The sequence below is a fragment of the Algoriphagus jejuensis genome (genome assembly GCF_039523455.1).
In the GTDB taxonomy this organism is placed as follows: domain Bacteria; phylum Bacteroidota; class Bacteroidia; order Cytophagales; family Cyclobacteriaceae; genus Algoriphagus; species Algoriphagus jejuensis.
Genome location: NZ_BAAAFI010000035.1, coordinates 29,189 through 45,056, shown reverse-complemented (window position 1 = coordinate 45,056; position 15,868 = coordinate 29,189). Strand labels below are relative to the sequence as shown.

Below are 15,868 nucleotides of genomic sequence, written 5' to 3'. Positions count from 1 at the left end.
ATTTTCTTCGTGTGGTCATCACAGTAAATTTAAGGGGTTAATCATAACTTAATTTACTGTCCCGTTTTTGGGGGAATGCTCATTAAAGGCCTTAAATTATTCACAGCAGACGCTGCAAGATTATTTGGAAACCTAATCAACCGCGAAAAAAAAATGGAGATGACTTACTTTCTGAAACTTGCTCCTTCACGCTGATATCATAGACTAGTCGAAGCCAGCTTACACCGCCTTCACCAGATAGCATTCGATTCTCTGTTTTAGAAATGAAGCAAACCTCGCCGACACTTAGCTTAACTTCAAGGCCTGGGAGATAATCAAATCCCAGAAACTAAATTACATGCATAAAATTTCCTTAATTAGTGCTGTTTAATGGAACTGATGGCAAAACGAAATAGCGCTTTTTCACATAAGGGCCAAACGAGTTTGCCGAGTCTTTTACCCGAACCAAACCATTAATTTTCACGGTGAATTTTAAGGCACAGAATGTTTAATTACGGATGAAATGCCGAGTAAATCTATCAGGAGGGGAAATCGTGATTCCCCTACGACAACTTATTCGATAAAAATTGATATTGGACACTCTGGTTTCCAATCAGGGCTTGAGAAAATTGTCTTTCTTCAGAATGGGCAAATTGACTCACATAGGAAATGCTTATTGTCTGTATTTTTTAAAAATTGTTTTTTGCTTTTCCACGCGACCGTGCAGTGCAAGTGACAGGAACCGCTTTAATCAATTCTCCTTTGCGCAATTATAAAAACCATGATCCAGGCAAAAGATTAATGAAATCGACCTTACTCATAATCGTTATTGCACAATTTTTCTGCACCTCACTTTGGTTTGCCGGCAATTCGGTCATCACTGATCTGGCCCGAGACTTCGACTTAAAGCCGATTTTTCTGGCCCACCTGACCAGTGCCATCCAATTTGGATTTATCGTCGGAACCTTGGTATTCGCCATCTTCACGATATCGGATCGCTTTTCTCCGTCACGGGTATTTTTTGTCAGCGCACTGCTAGCGGGCCTCTTCAATCTCGGAATTGCGCTTACTGGCGTTAGTGGGCAACAAATCCTCTTCTTTCGATTTTTGACAGGTTTTTTCCTCGCTGGAATCTACCCTGTCGGGATGAAAATAGCTGCCGACTACTATCAAGCCGCGCTTGGAAAATCCCTGGGCTTTTTGGTGGGGGCATTGGTGCTAGGCACTGCATTTCCACATCTGTTGAAAAACTTAACCGGAGATTTCCCTTGGAGGCACATCATCTACACCACCACAGCATTGTCTGCCGTTGGAGGCTTGAGCATTTTGCTTTTTGTTCCCGACGGCCCCTTTAGAAAAGAGGCACAGGGAATTAAAATAACTGCCTTTTTGCAGGGATTCAAGCATCGTGATTTTCGAGCCGCTGCATTCGGATACTTTGGACACATGTGGGAGCTGTATACGTTTTGGGCACTGACGCCAGTCATGTTGCTTACCTACAACATTCGTTATACCAACGCCGGTCTGAATGTCCCGCTTTTGTCATTTTTGATTATTGCGTCCGGGGCAATTTCCTGTGTCGTCAGCGGAATCATCTCTCAGCGGTTTGGCGCAAAGAAAATCGCCACGATCTCTTTATTTCTTTCGTGTGTTTGCTGCCTGAGTTCTCCGCTGTTTTTATATGCAGACTCCGTTTTTTTGTTCCTTCTTTTTCTGTTTGTCTGGGGGACTACCGTGGTCGCTGACTCACCGCTATTTTCAACTTTGATAGCCAAAAATGCACCGGAAAAGTCGCGTGGCACTTCTCTTACGATTGTAAATTGCATCGGTTTTGCGATCACCATAGTCAGCATTCAGTTCATCGGCTTTTTTACCGACAGGATCGATTCACAGTACCTCTATTTGCTCCTTGCCATCGGGCCCATTCTTGGACTTTTCTCCCTGATCTTTAAAAGAAAAGGGATTGCCTAGCGTGTACTTTTAAAAACAATCGGAAGCCGACAGCTTTACACCCAAACCGCCCGATTGACATCCGCAGGCTGGAAAAAATCTGTACTGGGTCATGACAACTCCCTTAAATTTTCGCAGAACTCCGAATCCTAATCTCCAGAATATCAATGAGAATAATCATGGATTTTTCACACTAATCTCATGTTTATTCATTCTCTGAATGCTTACTTTTTCAAAGTCAACGCATCACCATTATCTCGGAATTTTCAATCGAAATCTCCCGGATAAGCCCAAGCGAATTCGAATACCCCCAAAATAACACGATCATTTCACTTCAAATTTTGAATATGAAAAAGCCCCCCATCTTAACCCTATCGCAAATCCTGCTCTTGAGCGGCGTGGGATTACTTTTTTCCTGTAGTGGATCACCCAATCAGGAAAGCACTGACAATACGACGATCGAAATCTCCGGCAAGATCAATGCACAACTTACCAGTCCCCCGCATGTACCGGAACCTGTCGGCAGTCGACCCGCCAAGCAAGTCATCCTAGACATGGAGATCCTCGAGCAGGAAGGTCAGATGGCCAACGGAGTGAGTTATATCTATTGGACGTTCGGGGGAAGCGTGCCGGGTAGCTTTATCCGCACTCGCGTGGGAGATGAGGTGGAGTTTACTCTGAAAAATCACCCCAACAACAAACTCCCCCACAATATTGACTTGCATGCCGTGACTGGGCCCGGAGGTGGAGCTTCCTCGTCCTTCGTCGCCCCAGGGCACGAAATCACTTTCTCATTCAAAACCCTCAATCCAGGACTCTATGTCTACCACTGCGCCACGGCACCAGTCGGCATGCACATCGCCAACGGCATGTACGGACTGATCTTGGTCGAGCCAGCTGGTGGGTACCCGATCGTAGACAAGGAATACTACATCATGCAGGGTGACTTTTACACCAAAGGAAACAACGGCGAACCCGGACTCCAGCCTTTTGATATGCAAAAAGCCGTGGACGAAGACGCTGACTATGTGGTCTTCAACGGCAGTACCGATGCACTCACCGGAGACAATGCCATCACCGCTGAAGTGGGCGAAACGATCCGATTGTTTGTAGGAAATGGCGGCCCAAACCTCAGTTCGGCCTTTCACGTGATTGGAGAGATCTTTGACAGAGTTCACGTCGAAGGTGGCAAACTCGTCAATCATGATATCCAAACGACACTCATTCCCCCCGGAGGCGCTGCTATCGTCGAGTTTAAAGTCGAAGCACCCGGCACTTTGGTGCTCGTAGACCATGCGATCTTCCGTGCTTTCAACAAGGGAGCCTTAGGCATGCTGAAGGTCTCCGGCCCGGAAAATGAAAAAGTGTACTCTGGGACGATCCAAGAAGGAATCTATCAGCCGGAGGGCGGTGCGATCCAAACCATGCCAGGCGACCAGGGTGCTCCCGAAGCTCCTACTGCCGGCTCTCTATCCGAAAGAATCGAAATTGGAAAACGCCTATATGCCCAAACATGCCTTGCTTGTCACCAAGAAAATGGACAGGGTATTCCGAATGCTTTCCCACCGCTTGCTAATGCCGACTACTTAAATGCGGACGTGGATCGAGCGATCAGCATCGTGCTGCATGGAAAAACCGGCGAAATCACCGTAAATGGCAAAACCTACAACTCCGTAATGACCGCCCAGACCCTGACCGACGAACAAGTAGCCAATGTGCTCACCTACGTGTACAACAGTTGGGGAAACAACGGCACAGAAGTCACACCTAGCATGGTCACCAAAGTGAAAAGCACGCATTAAATGAGTCCACTCAGATTTTTACTGGCAGTATCTGCTTTGGCAATCCTATCTCAGGATATACTAGGACAGACCTCCACCGCAATGAAGCCTGTCAAAGGGGGATATACCCTCCCCCTCTACGGCTTGGACACCGCCAAAATCTGGGTGGATGATTTTCTACTCGATGAGCATGCAGTCACCAACGGGCAGTATTTGGACTTCGTCAATAACTATCCGGAATGGCAAAAATCAAAAGTCAAAGGAATATTTGCGGATGCAGCCTACCTGATAAACTGGAAGACTGATTTGAGTTTGGGAGAAAATATGAACCCACTCGCTCCAGTGACGAATGTTTCGTGGTTTGCAGCAAAAGCTTATTGTGCCTGTCTAGGCAAGCGGCTACCGACCATTGACGAGTGGGAGCTCGCTGCCTTAGCCAGCGAGACCAAGGCCAATGCTGCAAATGACAGTGCCTTCAATCAACAGATAGTAGCCAGCTACGAAACGCCCAACACCTATTCAAAGCCAACTAAAAGCACCTACAAGAACTATTGGGGGATCTATGACATGCATGGCCTGATTTGGGAATGGACCAGCGACTTCAACAGCGTCTTAATCTCAGGTGAATCCCGAAAAGACGGAGACGCGGATCGCGATCTTTTCTGTGCCGGCTCAGCCATCAACGCTAGCAACCTAAGAGATTATGCGGCATTTATGCGCTATGCGTTTCGGGGAAGTATCAAGGCCAATTACAACATCCAAAACCTCGGCTTTCGCTGTGCCAAAACCAACTAGACTCATGAACTTCCGATCCTTCCTACCGCTGTTTTGCATTTTTACATTCTTTGCAGCCTGCCAGTCGAAATCCAAACCCGAGGCCTACGCCTGCCCGATGAAATGTGAGGAGCACAAAACCTACGATCACCTCGGCACTTGTCCCGTCTGTAAGATGCAACTGGTCAACGTGGCCGAAATCGAAGAACCAGTCCTGGAGGAAGACGGGATCTCGGAAGAATCCATTTTTAACCTGACTTCCTCCTGGAAGACGCAGGATAACGAATCCATTACGCTGTCGGATCTGAAAGGAGATGTGCTTATCATCGTGATGATCTATACTTCCTGCGAAGCTGCCTGTCCCCGGCTCGTTGCGGATATGCGAAATATCAAGGAAAAAACGGATAACCCTAGCACAAAATTCGTACTCGTAAGCATCGACCCAAAAACAGACACCCCTGAAAAGCTAAAAGCCTACGCCAATGAACAACAGCTCGAAGGCGACCAGTGGATCTTGCTACAAGGCGCGGAAGATGATGTGCGGGAGTTTTCCAACGTGCTCTCGATGAAGTATAAAAAGATCTCTCCTATCGATTTTTCACACACAAACATTATCAGTGTTTTTGATAAAAACGGCATTTTGGCTTACCAACAAGAGGGTCTCGGAGTCAGCCACGAAAAACTGGTCAACGAAGTCAAATCGCTCAACGAGTAATCTTCAATACACGTTAAAGGAACCTTCCAGCTAGCTATACAGGACTTCTCTGGCTTCCTCCGAGCTATTGCGTAAATTGGGTTTTCTCCCAAAAAACTCTCAAAGCTTATGTCCCTCAAAATCATCCTTACCGGCGCGACAGGAATGGTCGGCGAAGGTGTCCTGCTGGAATGCCTAGAAAACGACCAAGTTTCTGAAGTGCTCAGCATCAGCCGAAAGCCCTACTCCATTTCCCATCCGAAATTCTCAGAGCTCTTGGTTTCGGATTTTCTCCAGATTGATACCTATCGGGAAAATCTCACCGGATTTGACGCCTGCTTCTATTGCGCGGGTGTGAGCTCGGTGGGGATGAACGAAGCCGACTACACGCATATCACCCAGACTACCACACTTCATTTTGCCAAAATCCTAGCGGAACTCAATCCGGAGATGGTATTTGACTTCGTGACAGGAGCGCTCACAGACAGCAGCGAACAAGGCAGATCCATGTGGGCGAGAGTGAAGGGTAAAACAGAAAACGAGCTAATGAAGCTGCCTTTCCGGGGTCAGTACAATTTCCGTCCGGGAATCATGACACCTGCGCCCGGACAGAAAAACGTCAAAGGAATCTACAGACCACTTATCGCAATGCTGTCTTTTTTCATGCCCAAAAAAACGCTTTCACTCAATGATGTCGGCAAAGCGATGATTAAAACCGTAACCCAGGGCTATAGCAAGCAAGTGCTGGAAATTAGCGATATCCAGCAGTTGGGAAGGTAATTGCAGTAGGATTTCGCACTATTTCCACTCCTCTCCCCTATCTTTCATTTCAAGTCAAAAGAAATCCCCATGAAGATCGACCGCAAGTTTAACGAACTGAGCAAATCCGAGTATTTCTACTTTATTGACCGTCACGGGGACTATTCCGATTTTAATACGCTGGGCCTCTATCGCTCAATCTGCGAAAACGACAATCTTGACTTGGCAGACCGATTGGAAGTTCGAAACTATGCCAACCAATTTTTCGGAAAGACCTTTGAATTTCTGCAAGTCAAAGATCCCAGAACTTATTTTGAGCTAACCACTCTGGGAGAAGAGCTCACGGTGGCGGATGAGCGGCAGGTTTGGAATGAGATTCGGAAAAACCAAGAACGGATCCTTTCCGACAAAAAGATTAAGCACCGCAATTTCGGCGATCACTCCAAGCACAACTGCGGGCATCCGGGCTGTCCATTTGACGGAATGATGATTCGTCAGGATTCCTGGCTGACCGAGATGCACATCGTATTTAATTCGGATCGAAACAAAACCGGAGTGAAGGCCAAATCCGAACGCCTCAAAAAGGAAAGAAAAAACCAAAAGTGGTTGCGGGGCGAAATGTAAGTTCAATCCCTCGTCACCTTACTTCCCCACCAATCAGCATTAGGCATCCAAGTGGGCTGGAGCATGGCTTTTCGGTCGGATTCCAACGCAGGCCAGCGTTCGTTTCTCACTTTTAGCAAATAGGCTTTTTCAGATTCCGAATCGTAGACCGGATCTGGTGCCGCCCGATTTGCATTTGATTGTTCCAAATAAGCTAGTAGTGTGCCCGAAAGCTCCTGCACGAGTTTAGGCTCGTGCTGCGCCAAATCTTGCTTTTCCCCCGGATCTTTCTCCAGATTATAGAGCTCCTCGTGACCGTCTTCCCAATAGTGGATAAGCTTCCACTTGCCCTGACGAATGATCGAACTGGGGTCGCCGCCCTGATTGCCGTAGTGCGGATAGTGCCAAAAAAGATTTCTTTCGGCCACCTTTTTCCCCTGCATCGCCGGCAACAGGTTGATCCCTTCGATCGCCGCGTTGGGTTTCCCTCCCGCCAAAGTCAACAGTGTCGGATAAATGTCGATTCCGGACGCAGGTGTCGTCACTTTTCTAGTCTTGGTCTGTCCGGGCAGGTGGACAAAATACGGCACCCTCAGGCCTCCCTCCCATTGGTAACCTTTGCCTCCACGCAACGGGAGATTTGAAGTAGAAAAATTATCTCCCGAAGCTACTCCGCCGTGATCTGAAGTAAAGACGACAACCGTGTTTTCGGCCAAGCCACTTTTCTCCAAAGCCTCCATCACCCGACCCACCGCATCATCCATAGCCTCCACCAAGCCAGCGTAGACGGGATTGTCCTGCACGATCCGGATCGGCAGTCGACGCTCCATCTCATAACCCTGATCAGCTACCCCGGCCTGAACTGCTTTGGCACGAAATCTAGCCCACTTCTCCTCAGTCGTCTGGATCGGGCTATGCACGGCGTAAAAAGAAAGCATGGCGAAAAAAGGTCGGTCATGACTGCCTTCGATAAACTGCGCCGTCTCCTTGGCCAGCCGCATGCTGAGATTTTCTCCATCGGGGCCCTGCGTCATTTTTGGGTTCTCGTAGGGAGCAAAATACCCTCCCATTGGACTGCCGGACTGATAACCCCCAACATTGATCTCGAACCCATGATCTTCTGGATAGGATCCTTCAGAACCCAAATGCCACTTTCCTGCAAAAAATGTCTGGTATCCGGCATCTTTTAACGCTTCCGGCAGGGTTGTCATATCTGCATCCAACTGGTGTGAGTACTTTGGCGGCAAAAGCTTCGTAAATCTTCCGGCTTTTCTCCAGTTTTCGCCCTCGGCGGCACCTATCCAATCGGTAATCCCATGCCTTGCAGGAGTCACTCCAAGCATCAGGCTGGCACGTGCCGGACTGCAAACGGGCGAGGAGGAATAGCCCTGCACAAACTGGTAGGAGTGCTCTGCTAAGCGATCCACATGGGGTGTCTCGTAGAATTTGCTTCCGGTTACGGCTAGGTCATGATATCCCAAATCATCCACGACAATGAAAACAATATTGGGTTTCTTGTCCTGAGCCAAAATAGGACTGCCAAAGAAAAAAGTCCCAGCAAGCGCGGGAAGTATGCCGAGTTTCAAAGAAAATTTCATGTTGGTAAGATAAATCAAAGAGTCCTTTTCTACCAAAAAGTAATGGATGAGCGGGGCAGATTTCTCGATTGAAAAGAGTCTATTCCAGCCAGATTCTATTCGAAACCACCTCGGCGATCGGTACGGTGGGATTGGGTACAGACATCACCGGCAGCCTGAGTTATTGGGGTAAAATCGTCCTCATTTTTGTAATGTTTGTAGGACGATTGGGTGTGCTTACCTTCGCCTTGGCGATACTTGCCAGTCGAAGCGAACTCAAATCAAAAGCGGATGAGACGGATCTTGCGGTATAATACACTCTTACTCCTGACGTTGGTTAGTTTACGGGTTTCGGCGCAGGAGAAGTCGGATTGGCAGGAAAAACCAGCCGTCTACTTCTCTGGATTTGCAGATTTGTTTTACGTCTATGATTTCAATCAACCCACAGGAACTTCTCGTCAGTCTTTTTTATACAATCACAATCGGCACAACGAGTTCAATCTGAACTTAGGGCTGCTGAAAGTGAACCTTAGCCAAGCCCGCTATAGGGCAAGTCTCGCACTCCAAACGGGAACCTATCCGAATGATAACTATGCCAAAGAGCCAGGGGTTTTGAAAAGTATTGCCGAAGCCAGCGTTGGGATATCGCTCAATAAAAGCAGTAGTCTGTGGCTGGATATGGGCATTTTACCTTCGCCGATCGGCTTCGAAAGCGCGATTTCAATGGACGACAAGACATTGACCCGATCACTGTTGGCAGAAAACTCCCCCTATTTTCTCACGGGTGCCAAATTGTCTTTTCGCCTGAATGAAAATTGGGAAGTTGCCGGGTTGGTAGTGAACGGCTGGCAACGAATCCAGCGTCTGGAGGGAAATTCGCTACCTTCCTTTAGTACGCAAGTAAGCTATCGTCCGAAAACGAATGTAACACTCAACTGGAGTACCTTTCTGGGAACCGACGACCCTGATAGCACAAGAAGAATGAGATACTTCAGCAATACCTATGGTATTATTCAAGTAAGCGATCGAATGACTCTAATCGCTGGCTTTGACATCGGTGCGCAACAGCAAACGAAAGGTGGCTCAAGCTACGATGTCTGGTTTAGTCCGACAATAATCACCCAATTTGCATTCAATCAAATATGGAAAACAGCACTCCGAGCGGAATACTACCAAGATGCCAACGGAGTCATCGTCTCAACAGACACGCCGAATGGATTTCGAACAAGCGGGTTTTCCTGGAATCTGGACTACTCACCTACTCAGTGGATTAATTGGCGTCTGGAAGTTCGTTGGCTAGGAAGTAAAGACGACATATTCCCAACGGAAAATTTGCCTACAGATCGGAATTGGATCGTCGGAACTTCGCTGGCTTTTCGGTTTCTCGAGCGGATTGATGGCGAGCACTAATCTGGCCTGGTCGCCAAATCGGATAAGAGCTTTCAGATCAAAGAAAAAGTGACCCAAGAACTTCCTAATTGAAATCTCAGACTTCTACCTGAACGGAACTAATAAGGGGTTGGGAATCTCCGAGCTGTACCAAACTCAATATGTTGGATTCAGCAGAGAAGACGGAAAATACTTTTTGAAGTCAATTTTCTGGTAAAAAAAATCCCAATTTGCAGTAAAATCACAATAAAAATGAACCTACTGCAAGCCATCGAGGCCCATCCCGAAACGATCACCTTCCCCGAAGTCATCGAATACATCGACGCCAATTACGACTTCACCCCTACCCGATTTCTAAACAATACGACGGTCAACGAAGCGGGACAAAACAACGGAAGCTGCAAGGTTTTCTCCTTTGCAAAGCTAAACGGCCTCACAGCGGACCAAACGCTGGCACTTTTCGGAGACTATTATCGCGTAGATGTGTTGGGCAATCCCGAAGGAACTGATCATCAAAACATCCGCAACTTCATGGTCAAAGGCTGGGAAGGAATCCGCTTCGACGGGGATGCATTGAAGGCTAAGTAGCTTCGACCTAGGGGCGTGAATTTTGTACGAGACGGCCGCAGACTGAGAAAACGTTTGCGTTCTGGCGTATTTTTTTACTTTATTTACCTCAGCTTCCCTTGTTTTACCCGGAGTTTTCAGTTGAGGTGTTATGCCAAAGAATTTCTTCCTCCATTCCGCCAAAGCAATTTCGCTGACCTATTTGGGAGTCGGTATCGCTTGGATATTGTTCAGCGACACACTCCTGGCGCACTTGTTCAACGACGACATCCGGAAACTATCCGAATTCCAGCTGTACAAAGGTTTTTTCTATGTTGGCATCACTTGTCTGATGCTCTATTTCCTCATCAAGAGGCTGACTGATAGCATCAATCGACGCAAACTCGAGCTGGAACTCCTCTTTTCCAACCCCAACCTGGGTATCCTAAAATTCGACACCGATGGCATCTACACCCAGGTCAGTAGCAACATCCTCTCAATGACAGGCTATACCGCAGAGGAATTGATTGGCAAACCCATCAACCACTATACACCGGAGCCGAGGCGGCAGGAGGATGCGATTACCTTGGGGTCGATAGCCGAAGCTACCCAGCGGAGGGACTTCGTATTCAAAAAACACATCCTCACCAAAAGAGGCGAGGAAATCATCATCCGAGGCTATGGAATACGCACTCAGCTTGGCAAAAACGAGGCTCCGGGATACATCGTTGCCTTCCAAAACATCACCGAAGAGGTGCGATTTCTCAAGGCGCTGGAGGCTCACAACTCGCAACTCAAAGAACTCGCTTCCGAACAGTCGCACCTCGTACGGGCACCTCTGGCCCGCATCATGGGAATTGCAAGCTTGCTGCAGGACTCCGAAAACCTGGACAAACCCGAGGAGCTCACGCTCCTCCAAACCCTGGAGGTATCGGCAGAAGAACTCGACCTTGCACTGAGAGACATCACCCAAAAGATGAATACAAAGCCGCAACAGTCCTTTTGAAAATATAAAACTCGATCACTTCCTCTTGAAACATCTTGTATGTGCTCTTTCCCTCGCAGCGATCACGCTCGCCTGCTCCCCTCCCACCCAAAACGAACAAGTACCCGAAGCAGGACCCTCCCTCGTCGGCACTTGGAAACTGATCTCCGGCACGACTATCCGTGGAAATGACACGACGATCACAGATTATACGCGAAATCAAGAATTCATCAAGATTATCAACAAGACGCATTTCAGTTTTATCAGCCACGACCTGAACAAGGGCCAGGACTCCACGGCGATGTTTTCCGCTGGCGCCGGCAAATACACCCTCAACGATGACACCTATATCGAGCAGCTTGACTACTTCAACCATCGGGATTGGGAAGGGCATCAATTCGAATTTACCGTCTCGATCGAGCAGGATACGCTGATCCAAACCGGTTTGGAAGCTATCCCAGAATTGGGCGTAGATCAGACAATTATCGAGAAATACGTCAGGGTGAAATAAACACATGCGCAGCATGTGGCTTGAACCCGTTCCGCTGGATCAAGCTAAGCAGTTTTTTTTCACAGAAAAAAATGCTGGAAATCTGCCTGGAATGTTAGTGACAGACAACTACTTCATTTCGGTTTATAACGAAGGTCTCACTGAAGATCAGATCACCGAGTCGGGCCAACCTAACGAACGAGGACTGAACAAGAGACGAATGAATCCGCACGATGCAAATACTTTCGAAATCGCAGAATCCAAAGTGGCTGACTTGTCCGAAATTGAGGACGACAAAATTCACTTTATAGGTTGAACCTGAAAGCGGAGTGATTGACACATTTAGCTTCATTCGAAAAAGAGCTGATCCTTTCCCTAGAGACAAGAATCGTTGATCTTGGCATGAATCAATCAATTATAGAAGCTTAGTTGAATTTTAAGTAAGCGCTAGTAAGACTAAGACCGCGATCATCCTGCGGCTTTATCATATTGCTATCCCTCATCCGTCAACACTCGAAAGTACTCCCCTAAGAAAAAAGCGGATTTCCGAAGAAACCCGCTTCCACACTAAACCCCATCACATTTTACGCTGGTAATAGTACTTTGTCAATTACATGAATGACACCGTTGGTAGCGTGAATATTAAGCAGGGACGGCACCAAACTACTTTCATTGATCATCAATCCTGGAAGATCCACCGACAACGTCTGCCCAGTCAAAAGGCTCGGAAGACTTGCTCCGTCACGTAAATCTTGTGAAAATGCTCGGGCTGGAACTACGTGATATAGGAGTACATTTCTCAGTAAATCCACATCGATTTCATCCACCCCATTTACACCTAGATCGGTATACAAATTCTGGAAGGCTGCGTCGGTAGGTGCAAAAACCGTCAGATTATCAGTATCGCCGCCACTTACTGCATCGACTAGCCCGGCTCTGGACAGCGCCGCAACCAGTTGCGTAAACTGCGGAGTAGAAGAGGTGGAACTCTGAATAGCAATCTCTGCAATATTCATCGTAGGCGCTGTGATCACATAGTCCAGGGTATGGATGACACCATTACTAGCCATCTTGTCCACTGCTGTGATCATAGTATTCCCATTGATCCAAATTCCTCCGTTAGGATCGACACTCACATAAAATTTATCTCCTGTCAATGAAGTAACAGGTCCTGCCGCTACGGCTGATGAAGGAACGTCTGCCGCAACAACATGATAGCTCAAGATGTCCGCTAAGTCTGCGTTTCCAAGTAAATCATTAGCCGTCAGACTATTGTCTACTAGAAAATCTCCGAATGCAGCATCAGTAGGGGCAAAAATGGTGAATGGGCCGGTTCCACGGAGTGCCCCATCTAGTCCAGCAACCCCTATTGCTGCAGATAGTGTTGTGAAATTCGAATCATCTTCCAACACGTCGACGATATCATCCGCTTCCGGCATCGTATCGTCATCCTCGCAGGAAGAAAAGCCTAACAACATGGTAAGTGCTAAAGCAAGCGTGAAATACTTTGTTGAGTTTAATTTTAAATTTTTCATTGTAGTTGGTTATTGGTTGTGTATCGAGAACCAGCTAGTGCCGATATAGTTTTAAAAACGATGAAAAAAAATTCAAAGAATTACTTGTTTCACCCTATGAGTCAACATATTATCATTCGTTCCTAATAATCTCTGCGAATCCAAGTCATTTATAGCCGCATAATTTTTAGGGAAATTTCGACGACGGTTTTTTTCGCCGCACATCAAAGCTGAAGGTGATAGAGTGTGAAAAAGATCACCGAACTTTAGCTGAAATCAAATGTAAGCCGAGAAATCGGCGAAGATGAATTAAGGTTTAACTAAGCCAAATCCATTGTGGACAGAATCATTCCCATCGAGACCATCGACCTAATTTTAGCTTTGGATCTAAAGCTGATCGAGCTGCTCCGCTCACTGACTGAGGAGGAGTGGAATGCCCAGACTGTCGCCAAGCTTTGGACTGTCAAGGACGTGGCAGCTCACCTCCTTGACGGAAACCTACGCTCACTTTCCACTTCTCGTGATCATTTTTTTGGAGAAAAACCGGAGAGGATGGATTCCTACCAAGACTTGGTAGACTTCCTCAATTCCCTCAATCACTCTTGGGTCAAAGCGATGAAACGCGTAAGTCCTCAGATTCTGACCACCATGCTGGAAGCCAGCGGAAAGGACTATTTTGAACATCTCCAAACCTTGGATCCTTGGGAGGACGCCCTATATCCAGTCGCTTGGGCTGGACAAGACCGATCTCCCAACTGGTTTCACATCGCTCGTGAGTATACGGAAAAGTTTCTCCACCAGCAGCAAATCCGTGAAGCTGTCGCCAAGCCTGGAATCATGACAAGGGAGTTTTTTCATCCCTTTCTGGACAGCCTGATGCAGGCTTTTCCACACACTTTTAGAGATATCATCTACCCAACCGGAACAGTCGTCTCATTGGAGATCAGCTCCGAAATCGGAGGAACATGGAGCCTAATCCGAACGGAGCACATTTGGATGCTTCGCAAGGAAGCTTTCGCAGAGAGTACTACACTGGTCACCATGGAACCTGATACCGCTTGGAAGCTTTTCTCCAAAAGCTGGAAACCAGAAGCTGTGCTGGACATTGTCGATATCAAGGGGGATCAGAAGTTGGGCAGAAAAGTCCTGGATATTGTCGCTTTTATGGCTTAGCGCTAAATTTCTCAGCCTTAGCCCCTGATTGAAAAACGCGAATATCGAGACTCTAGTGACCGAACTGCCCAAATCCGATTCAGTTGAATCACGTCCCGCCTTAACTAAAAGAAATCATATGCTTCACCATCACCGGAAAAATAAAGGGAAGCTTATTGCACGAACCTACCCGGAAGACGTGGGAAGTTCTGTGGTTTACGGACGGTCGCACCTTCAGCTATTTTATTCTAAAAAGCTTGATGGTATAGTCCAAAAGTGCTATATCTCCAATCTTTCCATGACCGGGTATCACCGTTCGAACCTCCGGAAAGCTTGTCTTGACTTTTTCTACCGTTTCCGACCAAGCGGACGTATTGGCATCTCCAAGATAGCCGACACCCGCATTGAGTTCCTTGATCAGACAGCCTCCAAAGAGTACCCGATCCGCTGACACATAAGACACGATATTGTCTCGGGTATGCCCTTCTCCCAGAAACCGGTTAACCACTGTTAGGCTCCCCACTTTCAACACCAGCTTTTTCTTGAATCCGTTTTGCGGAATGAGATTCCCCTCCGCCTTCGCCAGTTCAATGGTTTTCAAAGAAGAATAGGAAGGAATCCCTTTGGAGTGAAACCCGTCCAAGCCGCCCACGCAGTCGTCGTGAAAATGGGTAGCGACCACTCCGGTCACCTTCACTTTTCTTTCCTGCTCCAGCCAAGTGATCAATTCCTCGCTACCTTCTGCATCGGTCGGACTGTCAAATACAATCGCCTCTCGCCCGTTGACTACGATCATCCCATTGCAGGCTACCTTGCCAAAGTCTTCGGTACTCAGGTAGCTGACGTGGACAAATGTATTCGGGCTGATTTGTTCGATCTTTAGCGTATTGGACTCATACAGGACTTTCAAATCTTGCGCAGAGAGATACTTAAAGGCAAAAAGAAGTAGTAGAATAGTGATGGAAAAACAACGCTTCATGGTATAGGTCTGAATGGAATAACAAGGTAATCTTCGGGTGCAATCCTGACAAGCAGTGATCGTCTCGCTCAGAATTTTTTTGCCTTTCTTTTCAAAAAGAGGAAACCTGCCTTGACGTAATCCCCCACCAAATGGACGCAAAGCGCAACCAAAATCCGGTAAAGCAAAGAGTATATTTGAACTACCGGATAATAAATTCAGATTTTAGAAAACTGCTTCACAAACCCCACATTGCCATGTCCTTTCAAGCCTACCTCGACAACGTGCAAACCAAAACCGGCAAGTCACCGGATGCCCTAAAGGAACTAGCCACCGAAAAAGGGTTTTTGGAAAACGGAATTCTCAAGCCCGAAGTCAAAGCCGGCCAGGTCATCCAATGGCTCAAGGAAGAGTTTGACCTCGGACACGGACATTCGATGGCGATCTTCGCTTATTTTAAGGGAAAAACCAGTTGACCAAGCCAGACATGGCTTTTGAAACTCATTGCGTCGCCGGCGCAACGATAACAGAAATAATCTCGGATCCGGTAATCCTTAATAGCGCCGAAGAGGGCTTGGATCTGACGGGTGATTTGTATTTTCAAGGTTTCGATAAAGTCATCCTCAACGCCAAAAACATCAGTTCGGATTTTTTTGACCCCAAGACGGGTCTGGCCGGAGACGTACTCCAGAAGTTTTAGACCTACAGCATCCGACT

Annotated in this window: 18 protein-coding genes; 15 read left to right on the top strand and 3 right to left on the bottom strand. The window is 47.3% G+C overall.

What is annotated here, in order from left to right; translation table 11 throughout:
- Positions 1-780 precede the first annotated feature (780 nt).
- From ABD031_RS14515 to ABD031_RS14490, 6 genes are all read left to right on the top strand, one after another.
- The gene (locus tag ABD031_RS14515) at positions 781-1,950 is read left to right on the top strand and encodes an MFS transporter (RefSeq protein ID WP_343852713.1); all 1,170 of its coding nucleotides are present in this window, start codon (positions 781-783) and stop codon (positions 1,948-1,950) included.
- A gap of 326 nt (positions 1,951-2,276) precedes the next feature.
- The gene (gene nirK / locus ABD031_RS14510; protein WP_343852711.1) at positions 2,277-3,731 is read left to right on the top strand and encodes a copper-containing nitrite reductase; all 1,455 of its coding nucleotides are present in this window, start codon (positions 2,277-2,279) and stop codon (positions 3,729-3,731) included.
- Entirely contained in the window at positions 3,732-4,505 is a 774-nt protein-coding gene (locus ABD031_RS14505) for a formylglycine-generating enzyme family protein (protein ID WP_343852709.1), read from the top strand. It begins immediately after the preceding gene.
- A 4-nt stretch (positions 4,506-4,509) separates the two neighbouring features.
- Complete coding sequence (locus ABD031_RS14500) at positions 4,510-5,199, top strand: SCO family protein (RefSeq protein ID WP_343852707.1); 690 nt, start codon at positions 4,510-4,512, stop codon at positions 5,197-5,199.
- 108 nt (positions 5,200-5,307) lie between these two features.
- Entirely contained in the window at positions 5,308-5,958 is a 651-nt protein-coding gene (locus ABD031_RS14495) for an NAD-dependent epimerase/dehydratase family protein (RefSeq protein WP_343852705.1), read from the top strand.
- Positions 5,959-6,027: 69 nt separating this feature from the next.
- Positions 6,028-6,561, top strand: a complete 534-nt coding sequence (locus tag ABD031_RS14490) for a hypothetical protein (RefSeq protein ID WP_343852704.1) — start codon at positions 6,028-6,030, stop codon at positions 6,559-6,561.
- 2 nt (positions 6,562-6,563) lie between these two features.
- On the opposite strand, the gene ABD031_RS14485 is transcribed toward ABD031_RS14490, so the two are convergent.
- Positions 6,564-8,138 carry a sulfatase gene (locus tag ABD031_RS14485; RefSeq protein ID WP_343852702.1) on the bottom strand — a complete coding sequence of 525 codons (1,575 nt, stop codon included), beginning with the start codon at positions 8,136-8,138 and terminating at the stop codon, positions 6,564-6,566.
- Between the two features lie 68 nt (positions 8,139-8,206).
- Between ABD031_RS14485 and ABD031_RS14480 the strand changes: the two genes are divergently transcribed.
- The 6 genes from ABD031_RS14480 (at position 8,207) to ABD031_RS14455 (ending at position 11,843) form a co-directional block, all read left to right on the top strand.
- Positions 8,207-8,431: a potassium transporter TrkG gene (locus tag ABD031_RS14480; protein ID WP_343852700.1), complete on the top strand. Its 225-nt coding sequence runs from the start codon at positions 8,207-8,209 to the stop codon at positions 8,429-8,431.
- On the top strand, positions 8,409-9,527 hold the full coding sequence (locus ABD031_RS14475) for a porin (RefSeq protein ID WP_343852698.1): 1,119 nt from the start codon (positions 8,409-8,411) through the stop codon (positions 9,525-9,527). The genes ABD031_RS14480 and ABD031_RS14475 overlap by 23 nt, the downstream gene beginning before the upstream one ends.
- 231 nt (positions 9,528-9,758) lie before the next feature.
- Positions 9,759-10,094 (top strand): HopJ type III effector protein, encoded by a 336-nt coding sequence (locus tag ABD031_RS14470; protein ID WP_343852696.1) that lies wholly within the window; start codon positions 9,759-9,761, stop codon positions 10,092-10,094.
- A 130-nt stretch (positions 10,095-10,224) separates the two neighbouring features.
- Entirely contained in the window at positions 10,225-11,058 is an 834-nt protein-coding gene (locus tag ABD031_RS14465; RefSeq protein ID WP_343852694.1) for a PAS domain S-box protein, read from the top strand.
- A gap of 25 nt (positions 11,059-11,083) precedes the next feature.
- A complete protein-coding gene (locus ABD031_RS14460) occupies positions 11,084-11,548 on the top strand; it encodes a hypothetical protein (protein WP_343852692.1) in 465 nt (154 codons plus the stop codon).
- A gap of 13 nt (positions 11,549-11,561) precedes the next feature.
- Positions 11,562-11,843, top strand: coding sequence for a hypothetical protein (locus ABD031_RS14455; protein WP_343852690.1), 282 nt, complete (start codon positions 11,562-11,564; stop codon positions 11,841-11,843).
- A 268-nt stretch (positions 11,844-12,111) separates the two neighbouring features.
- Here the strand turns inward: ABD031_RS14455 and ABD031_RS14450 are convergent, their stop codons facing one another.
- On the bottom strand, positions 12,112-13,062 hold the full coding sequence (locus ABD031_RS14450) for a fasciclin domain-containing protein (protein ID WP_343852688.1): 951 nt from the start codon (positions 13,060-13,062) through the stop codon (positions 12,112-12,114).
- Between the two features lie 315 nt (positions 13,063-13,377).
- Here ABD031_RS14450 and ABD031_RS14445 point away from each other — a divergent pair, with 315 nt between their 5' ends.
- Positions 13,378-14,214 (top strand): maleylpyruvate isomerase N-terminal domain-containing protein, encoded by an 837-nt coding sequence (locus tag ABD031_RS14445; protein ID WP_343852686.1) that lies wholly within the window; start codon positions 13,378-13,380, stop codon positions 14,212-14,214.
- Positions 14,215-14,431: 217 nt separating this feature from the next.
- On the opposite strand, the gene bla is transcribed toward ABD031_RS14445, so the two are convergent.
- Positions 14,432-15,172, bottom strand: a complete 741-nt coding sequence (bla, locus tag ABD031_RS14440) for a subclass B1 metallo-beta-lactamase (protein ID WP_343852684.1) — start codon at positions 15,170-15,172, stop codon at positions 14,432-14,434.
- 236 nt (positions 15,173-15,408) lie between these two features.
- Between bla and ABD031_RS14435 the strand changes: the two genes are divergently transcribed.
- Positions 15,409-15,627, top strand: coding sequence for a DUF4287 domain-containing protein (locus ABD031_RS14435; protein WP_343852682.1), 219 nt, complete (start codon positions 15,409-15,411; stop codon positions 15,625-15,627).
- Positions 15,628-15,638: 11 nt separating this feature from the next.
- Entirely contained in the window at positions 15,639-15,851 is a 213-nt protein-coding gene (locus ABD031_RS22395) for a DUF4180 domain-containing protein (RefSeq protein ID WP_425542767.1), read from the top strand.
- Positions 15,852-15,868: the final 17 nt, after the last annotated feature.

Excerpts from the sequence above, each read along its gene's own strand:
- ABD031_RS14505 (WP_343852709.1), top strand. The coding sequence starts at position 3,732 with ATGAGTCCACTCAGATTTTTACTGGCAGTATCTGCTTTGGCAATCCTA.
- ABD031_RS14485 (WP_343852702.1), bottom strand. The coding sequence starts at position 8,138 with ATGAAATTTTCTTTGAAACTCGGCATACTTCCCGCGCTTGCTGGGACT.
- ABD031_RS14455 (WP_343852690.1), top strand. The coding sequence starts at position 11,562 with ATGTGGCTTGAACCCGTTCCGCTGGATCAAGCTAAGCAGTTTTTTTTC.
- ABD031_RS14475 (WP_343852698.1), top strand. The coding sequence starts at position 8,409 with ATGAGACGGATCTTGCGGTATAATACACTCTTACTCCTGACGTTGGTT.
- nirK (WP_343852711.1), top strand. The coding sequence starts at position 2,277 with ATGAAAAAGCCCCCCATCTTAACCCTATCGCAAATCCTGCTCTTGAGC.
- ABD031_RS14470 (WP_343852696.1), top strand. The coding sequence starts at position 9,759 with ATGAACCTACTGCAAGCCATCGAGGCCCATCCCGAAACGATCACCTTC.
- ABD031_RS14450 (WP_343852688.1), bottom strand. The coding sequence starts at position 13,062 with ATGAAAAATTTAAAATTAAACTCAACAAAGTATTTCACGCTTGCTTTA.
- ABD031_RS14495 (WP_343852705.1), top strand. The coding sequence starts at position 5,308 with ATGTCCCTCAAAATCATCCTTACCGGCGCGACAGGAATGGTCGGCGAA.
- ABD031_RS14490 (WP_343852704.1), top strand. The coding sequence starts at position 6,028 with ATGAAGATCGACCGCAAGTTTAACGAACTGAGCAAATCCGAGTATTTC.
- ABD031_RS22395 (WP_425542767.1), top strand. The coding sequence starts at position 15,639 with ATGGCTTTTGAAACTCATTGCGTCGCCGGCGCAACGATAACAGAAATA.
- bla (WP_343852684.1), bottom strand. The coding sequence starts at position 15,172 with ATGAAGCGTTGTTTTTCCATCACTATTCTACTACTTCTTTTTGCCTTT.
- ABD031_RS14515 (WP_343852713.1), top strand. The coding sequence starts at position 781 with ATGAAATCGACCTTACTCATAATCGTTATTGCACAATTTTTCTGCACC.
- ABD031_RS14465 (WP_343852694.1), top strand. The coding sequence starts at position 10,225 with ATGCCAAAGAATTTCTTCCTCCATTCCGCCAAAGCAATTTCGCTGACC.
- ABD031_RS14435 (WP_343852682.1), top strand. The coding sequence starts at position 15,409 with ATGTCCTTTCAAGCCTACCTCGACAACGTGCAAACCAAAACCGGCAAG.
- ABD031_RS14500 (WP_343852707.1), top strand. The coding sequence starts at position 4,510 with ATGAACTTCCGATCCTTCCTACCGCTGTTTTGCATTTTTACATTCTTT.